The sequence below is a fragment of the Streptomyces sp. TAA040 genome (genome assembly GCF_000424845.1).
The window spans coordinates 314,406-333,430 of the sequence record NZ_AUKR01000002.1 but is presented as its reverse complement, the minus strand read 5'-3'; the positions used below and the strand labels follow the sequence as shown (position 1 = coordinate 333,430).

The following is a 19,025-nucleotide window of genomic DNA, read 5'->3' as shown; positions in this document are numbered from 1 at the left end:
GAGTCGGCAGGCGACACATGCTGTGGGGCAGCGATGGCGGGGCTGTGCGGAACGACTGCGCGGGACGCAGACGGGGAAGCCGTTCCCAGGGGGAGTCCCCACCCTGTTCGTCCACGGCCCGCGGCAGACGCATGACCGGCGCACGGTCGCACCCGGCGGCCTACGGGCCCGTTGCCCTCCTGGCGGAGCCCGGTTCGGTTTCATGGCCTCCAGGGCCGGTACGACTCCTTGCCCGTGTCCTTGCCCGGACAGACAGAAGCACCCCCGGACGGGCCCGGGCGGCATGAGAGAGGCCGACCCCGCCAGGCGCAGGCGGGGACGAGCGGCGACGCGACGGCGACGCGTGAGGAGATCCGTGCGCCGCTCGACGGCCTGGCGCAGCAGCGCGCCCACCGCCTCGGGGTGGTCGACGGCCGCCGCCGCGGGCAGCCGCCGCAGGTAGCGGCCCTCGCCGCACAGGAGCCCCGCCGGATCGTCCAGCAGCGCGCCCTTGTGCAGCATCAGGCTCACGCCCCGGCCCGACCGCGACCGCGCAGAGCCACTGGTGCCAGTCCTCGTCCAGGGTGAAGGTCAGCCGACGCCATTTCACGGCCTCGTCCGCCGCCGGTACGTGGGCCCGCACCCGCTGGGCCAGGAGCTCCGCCAGGCGGCGCTGCTCCGGATCGCGTCCGGACGGGCCGGGGCGGCTCCCCGGTTCAGGGGGCCACGGTGAAGGTGCGGCTGGTGCCCGTGAACGGGGTGAGCGTGCCGAGAAGGCTCTTGGCGTCCCCGCGGTAGCGGAGGCGGTACACGCCGGGAGCGGCGTCGGGGGGCACGTCCCACTCGACGGTCACCCGTGAGGCGCTGACACCGTCCCTGGCCCAGCGGAAGAAGGTGGAGAAGTCGCCGTCGTCGGCGACCCGCCGCCAGTCGCCCGCCACCCGGTGCTGCACCTCCAGGTAGCTGCCGTCGTGCTTGAGGTCGTTGTTGGGGTGGGCGCCGGCGAACACCGCGGACACCCGCTCGCCCGGTGCGGCGCTCGCCGGCGGCTGGGTCAGCACGTCGCCGAACCGCCGGAAGAGCGGCGGACTGTCCAGGACCACCCCCGGCGGCCTGATGAGCTGCTTCCCGGAGAGGTCGGCCGGCCGCGGTCCGGCGGGGGCCGGGCGGCCGTCCCGCATCCGTTCGGCCAGCTCGACCGCGGTCTGCTGGAGCGCGGGCAGCTGCCAGCGGCCGAACAGGGTGCTGCCGCCCTCGTACTGCTGGGCGTCGTACTCCTCCGGGGTGGTGAGGTAGTGCAGATAGGCGTTGGAGTAGCCGGCGACGAGCACGTCACCGACGTCCGCGCCGGCGACCTCGGCGACGCTGCGCCGCAGCCGCAGCCCGGCGGCCGCCGTCACCTCGTGCGGCAGGGCGATCAGGTGCAGGCCGCCGATCCGGACCACCTGCACGGGCGCCTCCTCCTGCACCCAGGGCAGCAGCCGGTTCATCTCCCCGAGCGGGAGCAGCAGCCCCTTGGGGGACTGGCAGTCCCGCAGCTCGGGCGAGAAGCGGTAGAGGACGCCGTGCGAGACGGCGTCCCAGAAGGGGTTCCCGCCCTCCCGGAAGACGGGCAGTGCCGGGCCGTCCTCGGTGCTGCCGGCCGCGGCGCTGGTGCCGTACGCGGGCTCGCAGGTCCGGTGGGTGCGGCCGTCGCCGGTGAACTCCGGCCGGACCTCCACCTCCGACAGGTCGACGTAGGTCAGACGGGAGTCCACGCCGCCGTCGAGCACGGTGCCCTCCTCGTCCAGTTGGGCGGCGGCCGCCTCGTACTGGCGCATCCCGATGGTCCGGGTGTTCTCGAACTGCTGCGCGGGCAGCTCGTCCGCGGGGTCCAGCGCGACGTTCGGCGACATGTCGCCGGCATTGGTCTGGGCGAACGCGGACACGAAGTCGAGCGGCTGCCCGTCGGTGTAGTCGCCGCCCTCGACGTGCCGCTCCCAGTGGTGCGCGGCGAACCCCTTGTTGTCCGCACTGATCAGCCGGTTCTCGCCGGTCATCGAGGTGTTGTGGGTGGCGAACCAGTTGATCGCGCCGACCGGTCGGCCCCCGCGCTCGATCCGCAGCAGCGTGGTGCGCGGATCGCGGCCCTCGGGGAAGTACGCGCGGTCGGCGGCAGGATTGCGGTCGAAGGCGGTCCGGGAGCGGTTGACGCTGGCGTCGTGGAGTTCGCCGTGGGTGAGGGTGAGCGAGGCGGGGGCCAGGTCCTCGTGGGCGCGCTCCACCGAGGCGAGCATCCCCTCGGTGACGGCCTCGAAGGTGTCCTCGCGGTATCCGGCGCTGGTCACGTTGTAGAGGGTGTGGTGCGAGTAGCCGCCCGGACCCGAGTGCGAGTGGGTGGCGGTGATCAGCACGTTCTGCTCCGAGTACCGGTCGCCGTACTCCTCGCGGAGGCCGCCCAGCACCCGCTGGTGCACGCTCTCGAAGATCATCGGGGAGTCCGCGACGATGAGCAGCACCCGCTCGTCGGTCTCCCGGTCGGCGATCACGAACGCGCGGGAGCGCATCCGGGTGTGCAGCCCCTCGGCCACCTGGTCGGGGCGGGCGTAGCCCATCATCCCGGCCTCCGCGACCTCCCCGGTGGCGTCGGCCACCCCCCGCCCGACCAGATACGGCTCCTCGGCCCCGGAGGCCGTGTCGGAGGGCGCGTCCGAGGCCGTCCCCGAGGGCGGGCCGGAGTCGGGACCGGTGTCCGAGGGGGCCCCGGAAGCGGTGCCGGCCGCGGGCGGTGGTGCGGCCGGGGTGTCGGCGTACGCGGTCGGGGCGAGCAGCAGGGAGGCGGCGAGGGTGAGCACGAGGGAGGTGCGCGGAGTGAGAGCCACCTCACTGTCGTACCAGCGGCCGGCGACTTGTTGAAGCCCCCCGCGCACGTCGCGGGCCGGGCGGCGCACGCCGGTGGTGCGGCAGCGCTCCGGCCCGCGCCGGTGGAAATGGGGAAAACCGGCGCACGGAGAGGGCCGCCGGCCTACCCTTTGGTACGTGCCTGGGGCGTCGGGCCGGGTCCTTGTGGTGGACGACAACAAGGTCATCCGGCAATTGATCAGGGTCAACCTCGAACTGGAGGGCTTCGAGGTCGTGACCGCTGCCGACGGTGCCGAGTGCCTGGAGGTCGTACACCGGGTGAGGCCCGACGTGATCACCCTGGACGTCGCCATGCCCCGGCTGGACGGGCTGCGCACCGCACAGCGGCTGCGGGCCGACCCGCGGACGCGACGCGTCCGGGTCGCGTTCGTCAGCGGGTGCAGCCGGCTCGGTGCGGACGGCGCGGCCGTCGACGCCTTCCTGGCCAAGCCGTTCGAGCCGGCGGACCTCGTCCTGATGGTCTCGCGGCTGCGGTACGCCGCCCGCGAGGGCCTCGCCGCGCCCGAGGAGCGCCTTGCCGAACCGGAGGAGCCCGGCCCCGCCCCGGGAGGCTGCGGCCCCGCTCCGGGCGGCCGGTCGCCGTCGCGTCCGGTCACCGGCGGTGCACGGCCCGCGGCCCGGCGGTCTTGAGGAGCGAAACCGATTCGCGCCCGACCCGGCCCTCTCCCATAGTCTTGCCCCGTGACCCCCGACCAGCTCTCCCGTACGGTCCTGCGCTCGCTGGACCGTGCCGTCGCAGCGGGTCGGCTGCCCGCCGCGCAGCCGCCCGAGCGGGTCACGCTCCGTAGGCCGCCGCATGGCGGCGCCGACTATGCCTCGAACATCGCCCTCCGCCTGGCGCCCGCGCTGGGCCGCCCGGCCCGGGAGGTCGCCGAGATCCTCCGGCCGACGCTGGCCGAGCAGCCCGGCATCGCGGCCGTCGCGGTCGCCGGGCCGGGATTCCTGAACATCAGCGTCCGGGAGTCGGCGCGGACCGCGCTGGTCAGGGAGCTCCTGGCCGCCGGGTCCTCGGGCGGCCGCTCCCCGGAGCCGCCCCCCGAGGACCCGGCGGCCGACGCCGCCCGCTGGGCCGCCGTCACCGGCGCGCGGCCCAGCTGGGAGCGGCGGGCGGCCCGTCCGCTGTTCCGCGTGCAGTACGCGCACGCCAGGACGGCGGCGCTGCTCGTCAACGCACGCGACCTGGGGTTCACCCCCGAGCCGGGTGACTACGACCGGCGCGCCGAAGCCGTGCTGGTCTCCCAGCTCGCCGAGGCCGACCGGAGCGCCGCCCGCGGCGGCGATCTGCGGCTGGCCCGGCAACTCGAAGCAGTCGCCGACGCCTTCTTCGACTTCCACGACGCCCACCCCGTACTGCCCCGCGGTGACGAGAAACCCACGGCCGCCCACCGTGCCCGGCTGGCTCTTGCCGAAGCCACCGGAGCGGTGCTGGCCGGCGGCCTGGCCCGACTCGGCATCAGCGCACCACGCCACCTCTGAGGGGATCGCCACCCGCCATGAGCCGTTCCGCCCACCCCGCCGGGCCCCGCCACGCCGACGTCCTTCCCGACGGCCGGCACGCCGGGAGTCCGCCCACCGACCTCAACGCACTCAATGCCCGGATCTGGCCGCGGACGGTCGTCCGCGACGAGCGCGGCGCACTCACCGTCGGCGGGCTGAGCGCCACCGACCTCGCCGAGGAGTTCGGCACCCCCGCCTACCTGCTGGACGAGGCCGACTTCCGGGCGCGCTGCCGCGCCTGGCGCGAGGCCTTCGGCAGCGAGGCCGACGTCTTCTACGCGGGCAAGGCCTTCCTCTCCCGCGCGGTGGTGCGCTGGCTCCACGAGGAGGGGCTGAACCTCGACGTCTGCTCCGGTGGCGAACTGGCCACCGCGCTCGCCGCCGGGATGCCGGCCGAGCGGATCGCCCTGCACGGCAACAACAAGTCGACCGAGGAGATCACCCGGGCGGTCCGGGCCGGCGTCGGCCGGATCGTGCTGGACTCCTTCCAGGAGATCGTCCGGGTCGCGCACGTCGCCGAGCAGGTGGGGCGACGCCAGCCGGTGCAGCTGCGGGTCACCGTCGGCGTCGAGGCGCACACCCACGAGTTCATCGCCACCGCGCACGAGGACCAGAAGTTCGGCGTGCCGCTGGCCGGCGGCCAGGCCGCCGAGGCGGTGCGCAGGACCCTCGCGCTGGACTGGCTGGAGCTGATCGGCGTCCACTCGCACATCGGCTCGCAGATCTTCGACACCTCCGGCTTCGAGGTCGCCGCCCACCGGGTCGTCGGGCTGCTGGCCCAGGTGCGCGACGAGCACGGAATCGAGCTGCCGGAGATCGACCTCGGCGGCGGTCTGGGCATCGCCTACACCGCCGAGGACGACCCCAGCGAACCGCACGACATCGCGAAGGCGCTCTTCGAGATCGTCACCCGGGAGTGCGAGTCCGCCGCACTCGCCGTGCCGCGGCTCTCGGTCGAGCCGGGGCGGGCGATCGTCGGGCCGACGGCGTTCACGCTCTACGAGGTCGGCACGATCAAGCCGCTGGAGGGGCTGCGCACCTACGTCAGCGTGGACGGCGGGATGTCCGACAACATCCGCACCGCGCTCTACGACGCGGACTACACCGTCTCCCTCGCCTCCCGCACCTCGACGGCGGAGCCGATGCTCAGCCGTGTGGTGGGGAAGCACTGCGAGAGCGGCGACATCGTGGTCAGGGACGCCTTCCTCCCCGCCGACACCGCTCCGGGCGACCTGCTGGCCGTGCCCGCGACGGGTGCCTACTGCCGGTCCATGGCGAGCAACTACAACCACGCGCTGCGTCCGCCGGTGGTCGCGGTGCGGGACGGCGCGGCGCGGGCCATCGTGCGCCGGGAGACCGAGGAGGACCTGCTCGGCCTGGACGTCGGCTGAGACCGGCGCCCGCGCGGCACGGCACCGGGAGCCCCCGGGGGCCGTACCGCACCGGACACCAGGTGGGACAGCCGTTCCACATCATGGACGGAACGGGGGATCACCCGGTACGTGCGTGAGACTTGCACCGTTGAACCTGCCGGTGCACCAGACGACAACCGAGTGAACGAGGTCAGATGATGCGTACGCGTCCGCTGAAGGTGGCGCTGCTGGGCTGTGGGGTCGTCGGCTCAGAGGTGGTACGCATCATGACGACGGACGCGGAGGACCTCGCCGCCCGGATCGGCGCCCCGGTGGAGCTGGCGGGTGTCGCGGTCCGCCGCCCCGGGCGGGTCCGCGCGGGGGTCCCCGAGGAACTCGTCACCACCGACGCGGCGGCGCTCGCGGCGCGCGAGGACGTCGACGTGGTGGTCGAGGTCATCGGAGGCGTCGAACCGGCGCGGGCGCTGATCACCAGCGCCTTCGAGCACGGGGCCAGCGTGGTGTCCGCGAACAAGGCGCTGCTCGCCGAGGACGGCCCCGCCCTCCACGAGGCGGCCGAGAAGTACGGCGCCGACCTCTACTACGAGGCCGCGGTCGCCGGGGCGATCCCGCTGGTGCGCCCGCTGCGCGAGTCGCTCGCCGGGGACAAGGTCAACCGCGTGCTCGGCATCGTCAACGGCACCACCAACTTCATCCTCGACCGGATGGACTCCTCCGGCGCCGGCTACAGCGAGGCGCTCGACGAGGCCACCGCGCTGGGCTACGCGGAGGCCGACCCGACGGCCGACGTCGAGGGCTTCGACGCGGCGGCGAAGGCGGCCATCCTGGCCGGCATCGCCTTCCACACCCGGGTCGGCCTGGACGACGTGCACCGCGAGGGCCTGACCGAGGTCACCGCCGCGGACATCGCGTCCGCCCGCCGGATGGGCTGCACGGTCAAACTGCTGGCGATCTGCGAGCGGGCCGCCGACGGCCGCTCGGTCACCGCCCGGGTGCACCCGGCGATGATCCCGCTGAGCCATCCGCTCGCCTCGGTGCGCGAGGCGTACAACGCGGTCTTCGTCGAGTCGGAGGCCGCCGGCCGGCTGATGTTCTACGGCCCGGGCGCCGGCGGCGCGCCCACCGCCTCGGCGGTGCTCGGCGACCTGGTCGCGGCCTGCCGCAACAAGCTGAGCGGGGCACGCGGGCCGGGCGAGTCCGCGTACACCCGGCTGCCGGTGAGCCCGATGGGCGAGGTGGTCACCCGCTACCACATCAGCCTGGACGTCGCGGACAAGCCCGGCGTGCTCGCCCAGTGCGCGCAGATCTTCGCCGAGCACGGGGTCTCCATCGACACCGTCCGGCAGCAGGGCAAGGAGGGGTCGGAGGGTGACGCGTCGCTCGTCGTCGTCACCCACCGTGCCTCCGACGCGAGCCTGAGTGCGACGGTCGAGGCGCTGCGCAGTCTGGACACCGTACGGGGTGTCGCGAGCATCATGCGGGTCGAAGGGGAGTGAGGGCCATCAGCACCATGTCCGGAACATCAGTCGGTCAGGCGGGCGCCGCCGGAGTGGCCGGCCGCTCGCGCACCAGCGCCCAGTGGCGCGGCATCATCGAGGAGTACCGGGACCGGCTGCCGGTCGGCCCGGACAGCCCCGTGGTCAGCCTCCGGGAGGGCGGCACCCCGCTGGTGCCCGCGCAGGTGCTCTCCGAGCGCACCGGCTGCGAGGTGCACCTCAAGGTCGAGGGCGCCAACCCCACGGGCTCGTTCAAGGACCGCGGGATGACGATGGCCATCTCCGAGGCGAAGGGCCGCGGAGACCAGGCCGTCATCTGCGCCTCCACCGGCAACACCTCGGCCTCGGCCGCCGCCTACGCGGTCCGGGCCGGCATGGTCTGCGCGGTGCTGGTGCCGCAGGGCAAGATCGCCCTGGGCAAGATGGGCCAGGCCCTGGTGCACGGCGCGAAGATCCTCCAGGTGGAGGGCAACTTCGACGACTGCCTCACCCTCGCCCGTGAGCTGTCGGAGAACTACCCGGTGGCGCTGGTCAATTCGGTGAACCCGGCCCGCATCGAGGGGCAGAAGACCGCTGCCTTCGAAGTGGTCGACATGCTCGGCGACGCGCCCGACATCCATGTGCTGCCGGTCGGCAACGCGGGCAACATCACCGCCTACTGGCGCGGCTACCAGGAGTACGCCGCTGACGGCACCGCCTCCCGGGCTCCCCGGATGTGGGGCTACCAGGCCTCCGGGTCCGCCCCGATCGTGCGTGGCGAGCCGGTCAAGGACCCCCACACCATCGCCACGGCCATCCGGATCGGCAACCCGGCGTCCTGGACGTCCGCGGAGCAAGCCCGGGACGAATCCGGCGGTTTCATCGACGAGGTGACAGACCGTCAGATCCTCGCCGCGTACCGGCTGCTCTCCTCCCAGGAGGGGGTGTTCGTCGAGCCCGCCTCGGCGGCCTCGGTGGCCGGGCTGCTGAAGGCGGCCGAGCAGGGGAAGGTGGAGCCCGGCGGGCGCATCGTCTGCACCGTCACCGGGAACGGACTCAAGGACCCGGACTGGGCGGTGGCGGGAGCTCCGCAGCCGGTGACCGTGCCGGTCGACGCGGCCGCGGCCGCCGAGCGTCTGGGCCTGGCCTGAGGCCCCGGCGGGCAGTGCCGCACGGTGCCGTACCCCGTACACATCACCCCACACGCCCTCAAGGAGCACAGAACAGACGTCGACACGCATCGTGCGCCTCCCGTGCGCCCTGTGTCGTGACTGAACCTTCCTTCGATAGGCTGGGATTCATCCCACCCGGCACACTCGCATGTGCCACGGGTACGTGCCGCGCTGCCTCGAAGCTTCCCGCGGCGCGCCGCGCCTCACCGCGGTGCCTCGGCCGGGTACGCCCGGCGCGGTAGTCCGGTACCCGGCCGCGGTACCGGGGGAGTTGCTCGCACATCAACCAAGGAGAGTCATCGAGCGATGGCCGGTCCAGCGTTCCGCGCCGCCGCCGTCCGGGTGCGCGTACCCGCCACCAGCGCCAATCTCGGTCCGGGCTTCGACGCCCTCGGGCTGGCGCTGGGGCTCTACGACGACGTGGTCGTCCGCGTCGCCGAGTCGGGTCTGCACCTCGACATCGCCGGGGAGGGCGCCGACAACCTCCCCAGGGACGAGAGCCACCTGCTGGTCCGCTCCCTGCGGACCGCGTTCGACCTGCTCGGCGGCCAGCCGCGCGGGCTGGAGGTCGTCTGCGCCAACCGCATCCCGCACGGGCGCGGCCTGGGCTCGTCCTCGGCGGCCATCTGCGCCGGCATCGTCGCCGCCCGCGCCGTGACCACCGGGGGCGCGGAGAAGCTCGACGACACGGCACTGCTGGAGCTGGCCACCGAGATCGAGGGCCACCCCGACAACGTCGCCGCCTGCCTGCTGGGCGGTTTCACGCTCGCCTGGACGGACGGCGGCGCCGCGCGGGCGATCCGGATGGACCCGGACCCGTCCGTCGTTCCGGTGGTCTTCGTGCCGGCGGACCCGGTGCTCACCGAGCGCGCCCGCGGGCTGCTGCCCCGGACGGTCCCGCACGTGGACGCCGCCGCCAACGCGGGCCGCGCCGGACTGCTCGTGGAGGCATTGACCAGGCGGCCCGAGCTGCTGCTCGCGGCCACCGAGGACCGCCTGCACCAGGAGTACCGGGCCCCCGCGATGGCGGAGAGTTTGGAGCTGGTGAACCGTCTGCGGGCCGACGGCGTTCCCGCGGTGATCTCCGGCGCGGGGCCGACGGTCCTGGCCCTGACCTCCCGGGACGCCGCGGACAAGCTCGCCGCGGCCGCCGGCGAGGGCTGGGCGGCCAACCGGCTGGAGATGGACGCCGACGGCGCCGGAGTGCTGCCGCTCGCCGCTCCGGACCCGGTGCGGTGACGCGGATGCCGGCCACGGAGAGGGGGAATGTTTGGCGGATCCGGTAGTGTTAACCTCATGTCTGCACTCGCAGCCGAAACGCTGCGGTGCACGGTGTCCCACTCCGGGACCACCCCCCTCTTCCGGGAGCTCCCCACACTGTCTGAGCAACCTGCCGAGCAGTGTTGATCACGCTCCGGAACCGGCGCGACTGACGCATGTCATCCTCTCGCGCCACTTCAGTGAATTGATTCCTCTGCTGTAAGCACAGGCGGGACCACCGCCCCGGCCCGGTCAGCCACACCAGGACCGCCGCCGGACAGCACAACCGGTCGCCGAGCCAGACAGGCCGACGTCCGCTCCAGGGAAGGACCCTTCGTGAGCGACACCACCGATCTGATGGGCGTGAACGCCGACGCGCCTGCCAAGGACGCCTCCGCCACGCCTGCCTCGGGCGCCGGCTCCACGACCGCCGGCCGTCGGCGCCGCTCCGGTACCGGCCTTGAGGGCATGGTCCTGGCCGAGCTCCAGCAGGTCGCTTCCGGCCTCGGTATCAGGGGCACCGCACGGATGCGAAAGAGCCAGCTCATCGACGTCATCAAGGAGAAGCAGGCCGGGGCCGGCGGCCAGAGCGCTGCCGCGGCCGCGCCCGCCGCCTCGGACGAGCCGGCGGCTGAGACCAAGCCCAAGCGCCGCGCCACCTCCAAGGCCCGAACGGGCGACTCGGCCGAGGCCGCGCAGTCCGAGCAGCCCGGCTCCCAGCAGCAGATCGACATCCCCGGTCAGCCGGTGAACGAGGAGCAGCCCGCGGGCCGTCGTGCCAAGCGCGGCGACCGGGACAACGGCGACGCGCCGCAGGCCTCGGACACCACCGGTTCCGCCGGTGAGGGCGACACCCGCGGGAGCGACCGCGACAACCGCGGCGGCGACGGCCGGAACGCCGACGCGCGCGGCGGGGACAACCGCGGCGGCGACGGCGGCGGCAAGGGCGGCAACCAGAACCAGCAGAACAACCAGGACCGCCAGAACAAGCGCGACCGCCAGCGCGACCGCCGCAAGGGCGGCGACGGCGGCGGCAACCAGAACCAGAACCAGAACCAGCAGCAGGGCGGCGGCCAGGGCGGTCGCCCGTCCCGCAACGACGATGACGACTTCGGCAACGGTCCCGACGGGCGCCGCGGGCGCCGCGGCCGGTACCGGGACCGGAGGGGCCGCCGCGGACGCGAGGACTTCGCCGCCGAGCCGCAGGTCTCCGACGACGACGTGCTGATCCCTGTCGCAGGGATTCTCGACATCCTCGACAACTACGCCTTTGTGCGCACCTCCGGCTATCTCCCGGGCCCGAACGACGTGTACGTCTCGCTCGCCCAGGTCCGCAAGAACGGCCTGCGCAAGGGCGACCACGTCACCGGCGCCGTGCGGCAGCCCAAGGAGGGCGAGCGTCGCGAGAAGTTCAACGCACTGGTGCGCATGGACTCCGTCAACGGCACGGAAACCGGCCGCGGCCGCCCGGACTTCACCAAGCTGACGCCGCTGTACCCGCAGGACAGACTCCGTCTGGAGACCGACCCGGGGGTGCTGACCACCCGGATCATCGACCTGGTCGCGCCGATCGGCAAGGGGCAGCGGGGGCTGATCGTGGCGCCGCCGAAGACCGGCAAGACCATGATCATGCAGGCGATCGCCAACGCGGTCACCCAGAACAACCCCGAGTGCCACCTGATGGTCGTCCTGGTCGACGAGCGGCCGGAAGAGGTCACCGACATGCAGCGGTCGGTGAAGGGCGAGGTCATCTCCTCGACCTTCGACCGCCCCGCCGAGGACCACACCACGGTCGCCGAGCTCGCCATCGAGCGGGCCAAGCGGCTGGTGGAGCTGGGCCACGACGTCGTGCTGCTGCTCGACTCCATCACCCGTCTGGGCCGCGCGTACAACCTCGCGGCCCCGGCCTCCGGGCGCATCCTGTCCGGTGGTGTGGACTCCACCGCGCTCTACCCGCCGAAGAAGTTCTTCGGCGCGGCGCGGAACATCGAGGACGGCGGCTCGCTGACCATCGTGGCCACCGCGATGGTGGAGACGGGCTCCCGGATGGACGAGGTCATCTTCGAGGAGTTCAAGGGCACCGGCAACATGGAGCTCAAGCTCGACCGGAAGCTCTCCGACAAACGCATCTTCCCGGCGGTGGACGTGGACGCGTCCGGCACCCGCAAGGAGGAGATCCTGATGGGCAACGACGAGCTGGCCATCACCTGGAAGCTGCGCCGGGTGCTGCACGCCCTGGACCAGCAGCAGGCCATCGAGCTGCTGCTGGACAAGATGAAGCAGACCAAGTCGAACGCCGAGTTCCTGATGCAGATCCAGAAGAACACCCCGTCCCCCGGCAACAGCGGGGACTGACCCGGCACCGCGCGGGGGTTTTCCCCGCGCCCGACCGGCACACCGACGGCCGCCTCACCCTCCACGGGTGGGGCGGCCGTCGCCGTAGCGGCCGGTGGCGCTCCCGGTCGGCGCTCCCGGCCGTGGGGACGCGGAGACTCCCGGGGCGGCATCTCACGGGGCGGGATCTCCCGGGCGCCTCCGGGGCCCGCTCACCGGACGTCGCCGGCCCGTCTCCGGGCGGCGAGTCCGGGACTGCGGCATACTCGCAGGTGGGAGCCTCCAACTGGGAGTACGACCCCCGGCGGGACAGCCGGGCCCGACCGCACCGGTGACCGCGCGTGGAACTTTTCCGTCGTTCGGGGCGTCATACCGGAGAGATGGGGGCAAAACGTCTCTTCCCGGCGGAAGTGCCGCATGCCGTGGGGAGCGCCCCGCGGCGGAGGAACGGAGCGCAGGACCAGCGATGAGCGAGGACACCAGCGGCGCGCCCGTCCCGGGGCGGGCGCCGCTGCGCCGCCGGCTCCTGTGGGCCGCCTCCTGGGCCGTGGCCGGAGTGCTCCTCGTGGGCCTCGTCGGCACGGGGTACGCCTACGTCCGCCTCGACGGCAACCTCTCCGGCGTCGACATCAACGCCATGCTCGGCACCGACCGTCCTGAGGACGCCCCCGGCGGCTCGCTGGACATCCTGGTGCTCGGTTCCGACTCCCGTCAGGGCGACAACGCCCGGTACGGCGAGGACGACGGCTCCGCCCGCTCGGACACCGCCATGATCTTCCACCTCGACGCGGACCGCCGACGGGCGGACGTGGTCTCGATCCCGCGCGACACCCTGGTGCAGCGCCCCGCGTGTGCCGTCCCCGGAGGCGGCACCACCCGGCCCGCCGCCCGCGCCATGTTCAACGAGTCGTACGCGCTCGGCGGCCCGGCCTGCGCGGTGAAGACGGTCGAGACGATGTCCGGCATCCGGATGGACCACTACGTCGAGGTGGACTTCACCGGCTTCGAGGAACTGGTCGACGGCCTCGGCGGTGTCGAGGTCACCACCAGCCGGGCGATCACGGATGCCGGAAGCCGCCTCGACCTGCCCGCCGGCACCCACACCCTGGACGGCGAGCAGGCCCTCGGGCTGGTCCGCACCCGCAAGAGCCTCGGCGACGGCAGCGACCTGGGCCGGATACAGCTCCAGCAGGAGTTCGTACGCGCCCTGATCGACCGGGCCGGGGACATCGGCGTGCTCAGCGACCCGGGGGGACTCTTCGCTCTCGCCGACACCGCCACCTCCGCCCTCACCACCGACTCGGAACTGGCCTCCGTGCGCAGACTGGCCGCCCTGGCGCAGTCGCTGAAGCGCGTCGCCTCGGGCGACGTCAACCTGGTGACCCTCCCGGTGTCCTACGATCCGGCGGACCCCAACCGGGTGCTTCCGTTGCCGGAGCAGACCGCCCAGGTCTGGCGCGCCCTCCGGGCGGACCGCCCGGTCCCCGCCTCGGCCACCGAGGGCACGGCCGCCGACCGGACGGACGACCCGGACCTGCTGCGCTGACGCCTTCCGGCGGGAGCGCGGGGAATACCACGACCCGCACCCCGGTTTGGGGAGGTGGAGCCAGAAGTGGCAGACTGGTCCGTCGGTCCCGGTTCACGTCGCACCAGCAGGTGGGACGACCCGGCACCCTCCCGAACCTAGGAGACACCGTGAAGCGCGACATCCACCCCGAGTACACCGAGACCCAGGTGAGCTGCACCTGCGGAGCCTCGTTCACCACGCGCAGCACCATCGACGGCTCGATCCGCGCCGATGTGTGCTCCGAGTGCCACCCCTTCTACACCGGCAAGCAGAAGATCCTCGACACCGGTGGCCGCGTGGCCCGCTTCGAGGCCCGCTTCGGCAAGAAGGCCGGGACGAAGTAGCGACCCGAGGAGCGCCGGTTCCCGACCGCCAGGCGAAGGCGGTACGGGACCGGCGTTTTGTCGTCCCCGGCCGTGGACCCTCCGGCCGGGCTCCTTCATCATCAGTGAGGAAAACCGACGATGTTCGAGGCGGTCGAGGAACTGATCGGCGAGCACGCCGACCTCGAGAAGCAGCTCGCCGACCCCGCGGTGCACGCCGACCAGTCGCGTGCCCGGGCGCTGAACAAGCGCTACGCCGAGCTGACCCCGATCCTCGCCGCGTACCGCGCGTGGCGGCAGAACGCCGACGACATCACCGCCGCACGCGAGTTCTCGGTCGACGACACGGACTTCATCGCCGAGGTCAAGCAGCTGGAGGCCCGGCACGAGGTGCTCACCGAACAGCTCCGGCTGCTCCTCGTGCCGAGGGACCCCAGCGACGACAAGGACGTCATCCTGGAGATCAAGGCGGGCGAGGGCGGCGACGAGTCGGCCCTCTTCGCCGGCGACCTGCTGCGGATGTACCTGCGGTACGCGGAGCGCCAGGGGTGGAGGTCCGAGGTCATCGAGTCCACCGCCTCCGACCTGGGCGGCTACAAGGACGTCCAGGTCGCGGTGAAGACGAAGGGGCGCCAGGAGCCCGGCATGGGCGTCTGGGCCCGACTGAAGTACGAGGGCGGTGTGCACCGGGTGCAGCGGGTGCCCGCCACCGAGTCGCAGGGCCGTATCCACACCTCGGCAGCGGGCGTGCTGGTGCTGCCGGAGGCCGAGGAGGTCGACGTCGAGATCAACGCGAACGATTTGCGGATCGATGTCTACCGCTCCTCCGGACCGGGCGGGCAGTCGGTCAACACCACCGACTCCGCGGTCCGCATCACGCACCTGCCGACCGGCATCGTCGTCTCCTGCCAGAACGAGAAGAGCCAGCTCCAGAACAAGGAGCAGGCGCTGCGCATCCTGCGCGCCCGGCTGCTGGCCGCCGCCCACGAGGAGGCCGACCGCGAGGCGTCCGACGCCCGCCGCAGCCAGGTCCGCACCGTGGACCGGTCCGAGCGGGTGCGCACCTACAACTTCCCGGAGAACCGGATCTCCGACCATCGGGTCGGGTTCAAGGCGTACAACCTGGACCAGGTGCTCGACGGCGAACTGGACCCGGTCATCCAGGCGTGCGTCGACGCCGACTCCGCCGCCAAGCTGGCCGCGGCCGGCTGAGCCGCTGACAGGGGACGGGTGAGAACAAGACCATGAACGTGCTTCTGGCCGAGGTGGCGCAGGCCACCCAGCGGCTGGCCGACGCGGGGGTTCCCTCCCCGCGCTTCGACGCCGAGGAACTCGCGTCCTACGTCCACGACGTCAAGCGCGGCGAACTGCACCGCGTCGCCGACTCCGAGTTCGACGCCCGGTACTGGGAGGCCGTCGCACGCCGCGAGGCGCGCGAGCCGCTCCAGCACATCACCGGGCGCGCCTTCTTCCGCTACCTGGAACTCCAGGTCGGCAAGGGCGTCTTCGTCCCCCGCCCGGAGACGGAGTCCGTGGTCGGCTGGGCCATAGACGCGGTGCGGGCGATGGACGTCGCGGAGCCGCTCATCGTCGACCTGTGCACCGGATCGGGCGCGATCGCGCTGGCGCTGGCACAGGAGGTCCCGCGGGCCCGGGTGCACGCGGTCGAGCTGGACGAGCCGGCCTGGCGCTGGGCGCGGAAGAACACCGAGGGGTCCCGGGTGCGGCTGGTCCGCGGCGACGCGCTGACGGCGTTCCCCGAACTCGACGGCCAGGTGGACCTGGTCATCTCCAATCCGCCGTACATTCCGCTGACCGAGTGGGAGTATGTCGCTCCGGAGGCCCGCGACCACGACCCGGAGCTCGCGCTCTTCTCCGGCGAGGACGGTCTGGACTTCATCCGCGGTCTGGAGCGCACCGCCCACCGGCTGCTGCGCCCCGGCGGGGTCGTCGTCGTCGAGCACGCCGACACCCAGGGCGGGCAGGTGCCCTGGATATTCGCGGAGGACCGCGGGTGGTCCGACGCGGCCGACCACCCCGACCTGAACAACCGCCCCCGATTCGCCACAGCCCGCAGGGAGGTGCCGTAATGGCACGGCGCTACGACTGCACCGAAGCAGACGACCGCAGGACCGGCCTGCGTGAGGCCGCCTCAGCCGTACGGCGGGGCGAGCTCGTCGTCCTGCCGACCGACACCGTGTACGGCGTGGGAGCAGACGCGTTCAGCACGGAGGCCGTGGGCGACCTGCTGGAGGCCAAGGGGCGCGGCCGGGGGATGCCCTCGCCGGTGCTGGTCGGTTCGCCCAACACCCTGCACGGGCTGCTGACGGACTTCTCCGAGGATGCCTGGGAGCTGGTGGACGCCTTCTGGCCCGGCGCCCTGACCCTGGTCGCCCGGCACCAGCCCTCCCTCACCTGGGACCTGGGCGAGACCCGCGGCACGGTGGCGGTGCGGATGCCGCTGCACCCGGTCGCGATCGAACTCCTCACCGAGGTGGGCCCGATGGCCGTCTCCTCCGCCAACCTCACCGGCCACTCCGCCCCGCAGACCTGCGACAGCGCGCAGGGCATGCTCGGCGACTCGGTCGCGGTGTACCTCGACGGCGGTGCCACTCCGGACGCCGTTCCCTCCTCGATCGTCGACGTCACCTCCGAGGTCCCCGTCCTGCTGCGGGCGGGCGCCATCGGGATCGAGGAACTGCGCACGGTGGTACCGGGCTTGAGGGAGGCCAGTTGACCACGCCCGAAGGGCGTGGCATACCGGCTCCCGGGGCCTTCCGGATTCTCCACGTCTCCACCGGCAACGTCTGCCGCTCGCCGATCACCGAGCGGCTGACCCGCCATGCCCTGGCGGTCCGGTTGGGGGACGCGCTCGGCGGCGGCCTGTTCGTCGAGAGCGCCGGCACCTGGGGGCACGAGGGCGCTCCGATGGAGGAGCACGCGGCGACGGTGCTGGCCGACTACGGCGCCGACCCGGCCGGCTTCACCGGCCGCGAACTGCTCGACGAGCACGTCATCCGGGCCGATCTGGTGCTCACCGCCACCCGCGACCACCGGGCACAGGTCATCTCGATGGGCCACTCCGCCGGCCTGCGCACCTTCACCCTCAAGGAGTTCACCCGGCTGGTGCGGGCGATAGACCCCGCGACCCTTCCGGCCCCCGAGTCCGCGGGCGGGGTGGCCGAGCGCGCCCGCGCGCTGGTGCAGGCGGCCGCGGCACTGCGGGGCTGGCTGCTGGCGCCGAGCCCGGACGCCGACGAGGTCTACGACCCGTACGGCGCGCCCGTCACGTACTTCCGCAGCGTGGGCGAGGAGATCAGCCTGGCGCTCGACCCGGTGGTGACCGCGCTCACCGGGGTACCCGCACCGGCGTAGGCTGGCCCGAACCGGCCCAGCGGTCCGCGCGCGTGCGCCGGTGTCCTGCCCATGTGCGCCACAGCCGCCTGACAGACCCCTGGGGATACCGTGCGTGAGTACCTGTTGACGCTCTGCGTCGCAGCAGCGGTCACCTACCTGCTGACCGGACCGGTGCGGAAGTTCGCCATCGCGGCCGGTGCGATGCCGCAGATCCGGGCCAGGGACGTGCACCGCGAACCCACGCCCCGGCTGGGCGGCATCGCTCTGTTCGGCGGGCTGTGCGCCGGCCTCCTGGCGGCCTCGCAGCTCACCAACATCGGCGACGTGTTCACCCTCTCCGACCAGCCCAGGGCGCTGCTGGCCGGTGCCGGGATCATCTGGCTGCTGGGCGTGCTGGACGACAAGTGGGGGGTGGACGCCCTGGTGAAGCTCGGCGGCCAGATGATCGCCGCGGGCATCATGGTCTGGCAGGGCCTGACCATCCTGTGGCTGCCGATCCCGACCGTCGGCATGGTCGCCGTGACCCCGCTCCAGGGCACGCTGCTGACCGTCGCGCTCGTCGTCGTCACCATCAACGCGGTGAACTTCGTGGACGGTCTGGACGGCCTCGCGGCCGGCATGGTCTGCCTCGCCGCCACCGCGTTCTTCATGTACACCTACCGCATCTGGTACAGCTACGGCATCGAGGCGGCCGCCCCGGCCACCCTGTTCGCCGCCGTCCTGATGGGGATGTGCCTGGGCTTCCTGCCGCACAACATGCACCCTGCGCGGATCTTCATGGGCGACTCCGGGTCGATGCTCATCGGCCTCGTCCTGGCGGCCTGCGCGGTCTCCGTCACCGGGCAGGTGGACCCGGACGCCATGAAGCTGTTCAGCGGCTCCGAGAAGTCCGCGGTCAAGGCGATGGTGCCGGTGTACATGCCGCTGCTGCTGCCGCTGACCATCCTGGCGGTGCCGATGGCCGACCTGGTGCTGGCGATCGTGCGCCGCACCTGGAACGGCCAGTCGCCGTTCGCCGCCGACCGCGGGCACCTGCACCACCGGCTGCTGGAGATCGGGCACTCTCACAGCCGGGCCGTGCTGATCATGTACTTCTGGTCGGCGCTGCTGGCCTTCGGTGCGGTGGCCTTCTCCGTGCAGTCCGCGAGCCTGGTGATCGTGCTGATCATCGTGCTGCTCAGCGCGGTCGGCCTGGTGGTGCTGCTGCTGCCGCGCTTCACCCCGCGGGCTCCCCGCTGGGCGGAGCGCTTCGTGCCGCCGCGCTACCGGCGGCACAAGAGCGACGAGGTGCCCGCCGCCGAGGACACCAGGGCCGCGCGGGCGGCGGGGCTCAACGGCGCGACGGCGCTGGAGAAGGGGGTCGGTGCGGCCGGCGACCGGCGCTCCGACGATGCGGAGGGTGCGCGCCCGGGCCGGGCGGAGGCCTCGTCCGCAGGGGCGGCGGGTCACGTCGGTGAGCGGCGGGTGGACAGCCGTTCCTGAGCTGCGGCGCGAGGCCGCCGCAGCGTCGGAGGAGGCACGCGCCGCGGGGCGCGGCCCCGGCCCTCTGGGGCGTCCGACGGGCTCGCGCACGTCCCCCGGGCGCCGTTCGGAGCGGCGGCCCCGGATCGGCTCCGAGGGCGCAACCACTTGCGGGGACTGGTCAATTCGGCCCATCGTCATTAGCCCGTCAGTGTGATCGCGACCACACAAACGAGGTAAAGACCTCATCAAATAGTTTGTGATACCGTTCACGAGAACCGGCGAGGGAGTCGGCGGATCGTGGAGCGACGGTCCCCGCCCGGCGT

At 72.8% G+C, this 19,025-nt stretch carries 15 protein-coding genes; 14 read left to right on the top strand and 1 reads right to left on the bottom strand.

Annotated features, from left to right (window positions below; genetic code table 11):
- Window positions 1–695: 695 nt before the first annotated feature.
- Window positions 696–2,840, bottom strand: coding sequence for a neutral/alkaline ceramidase (locus tag H300_RS24715; RefSeq protein ID WP_106966669.1), 2,145 nt, complete (start codon window positions 2,838–2,840; stop codon window positions 696–698).
- 157 nt (window positions 2,841–2,997) lie between these two features.
- Between H300_RS24715 and H300_RS24710 the strand changes: the two genes are divergently transcribed.
- The 14 genes from H300_RS24710 to H300_RS24700 all read left to right on the top strand — a co-directional run bounded on the left by H300_RS24710 (window position 2,998) and on the right by H300_RS24700 (window position 18,720).
- Window positions 2,998–3,510 (top strand): response regulator, encoded by a 513-nt coding sequence (locus tag H300_RS24710; RefSeq protein WP_078515680.1) that lies wholly within the window; start codon window positions 2,998–3,000, stop codon window positions 3,508–3,510.
- Window positions 3,511–3,561: 51 nt separating this feature from the next.
- Window positions 3,562–4,356, top strand: coding sequence for a DALR anticodon-binding domain-containing protein (locus H300_RS0103475; protein WP_028426327.1), 795 nt, complete (start codon window positions 3,562–3,564; stop codon window positions 4,354–4,356).
- 17 nt (window positions 4,357–4,373) lie between these two features.
- Window positions 4,374–5,768, top strand: a complete 1,395-nt coding sequence (lysA, locus tag H300_RS0103470; protein ID WP_028426326.1) for a diaminopimelate decarboxylase — start codon at window positions 4,374–4,376, stop codon at window positions 5,766–5,768.
- A gap of 176 nt (window positions 5,769–5,944) precedes the next feature.
- Window positions 5,945–7,246, top strand: coding sequence for a homoserine dehydrogenase (locus H300_RS0103465; protein ID WP_028426325.1), 1,302 nt, complete (start codon window positions 5,945–5,947; stop codon window positions 7,244–7,246).
- A gap of 14 nt (window positions 7,247–7,260) precedes the next feature.
- The gene (gene thrC, locus H300_RS0103460) at window positions 7,261–8,376 is read left to right on the top strand and encodes a threonine synthase (RefSeq protein WP_051269389.1); all 1,116 of its coding nucleotides are present in this window, start codon (window positions 7,261–7,263) and stop codon (window positions 8,374–8,376) included.
- Window positions 8,377–8,703: 327 nt separating this feature from the next.
- Complete coding sequence (gene thrB, locus H300_RS0103455; protein ID WP_028426323.1) at window positions 8,704–9,636, top strand: homoserine kinase; 933 nt, start codon at window positions 8,704–8,706, stop codon at window positions 9,634–9,636.
- Window positions 9,637–9,993: 357 nt separating this feature from the next.
- Window positions 9,994–12,012 carry a transcription termination factor Rho gene (gene rho, locus H300_RS0103450; protein ID WP_028426322.1) on the top strand — a complete coding sequence of 673 codons (2,019 nt, stop codon included), beginning with the start codon at window positions 9,994–9,996 and terminating at the stop codon, window positions 12,010–12,012.
- Between the two features lie 445 nt (window positions 12,013–12,457).
- Window positions 12,458–13,537 (top strand): LCP family glycopolymer transferase, encoded by a 1,080-nt coding sequence (locus H300_RS24705; protein ID WP_051269386.1) that lies wholly within the window; start codon window positions 12,458–12,460, stop codon window positions 13,535–13,537.
- 149 nt (window positions 13,538–13,686) lie between these two features.
- A complete protein-coding gene (rpmE, locus tag H300_RS0103440; RefSeq protein WP_028426321.1) occupies window positions 13,687–13,902 on the top strand; it encodes a 50S ribosomal protein L31 in 216 nt (71 codons plus the stop codon).
- Window positions 13,903–14,022: 120 nt separating this feature from the next.
- A complete protein-coding gene (gene prfA, locus H300_RS0103435; RefSeq protein WP_028426320.1) occupies window positions 14,023–15,093 on the top strand; it encodes a peptide chain release factor 1 in 1,071 nt (356 codons plus the stop codon).
- 32 nt (window positions 15,094–15,125) lie between these two features.
- Window positions 15,126–15,971: a peptide chain release factor N(5)-glutamine methyltransferase gene (prmC, locus tag H300_RS0103430; RefSeq protein WP_028426319.1), complete on the top strand. Its 846-nt coding sequence runs from the start codon at window positions 15,126–15,128 to the stop codon at window positions 15,969–15,971.
- Window positions 15,971–16,618 carry an L-threonylcarbamoyladenylate synthase gene (locus H300_RS0103425; RefSeq protein ID WP_028426318.1) on the top strand — a complete coding sequence of 216 codons (648 nt, stop codon included), beginning with the start codon at window positions 15,971–15,973 and terminating at the stop codon, window positions 16,616–16,618. The genes prmC and H300_RS0103425 overlap by 1 nt, the downstream gene beginning before the upstream one ends.
- A complete protein-coding gene (locus H300_RS0103420) occupies window positions 16,615–17,256 on the top strand; it encodes a low molecular weight phosphatase family protein (protein ID WP_028426317.1) in 642 nt (213 codons plus the stop codon). Before H300_RS0103425 ends, H300_RS0103420 begins: the two co-directional genes overlap by 4 nt.
- A 90-nt stretch (window positions 17,257–17,346) precedes the next feature.
- The gene (locus H300_RS24700) at window positions 17,347–18,720 is read left to right on the top strand and encodes an MraY family glycosyltransferase (protein WP_078515679.1); all 1,374 of its coding nucleotides are present in this window, start codon (window positions 17,347–17,349) and stop codon (window positions 18,718–18,720) included.
- The last annotated feature ends 305 nt before the right edge of the window (window positions 18,721–19,025 follow it).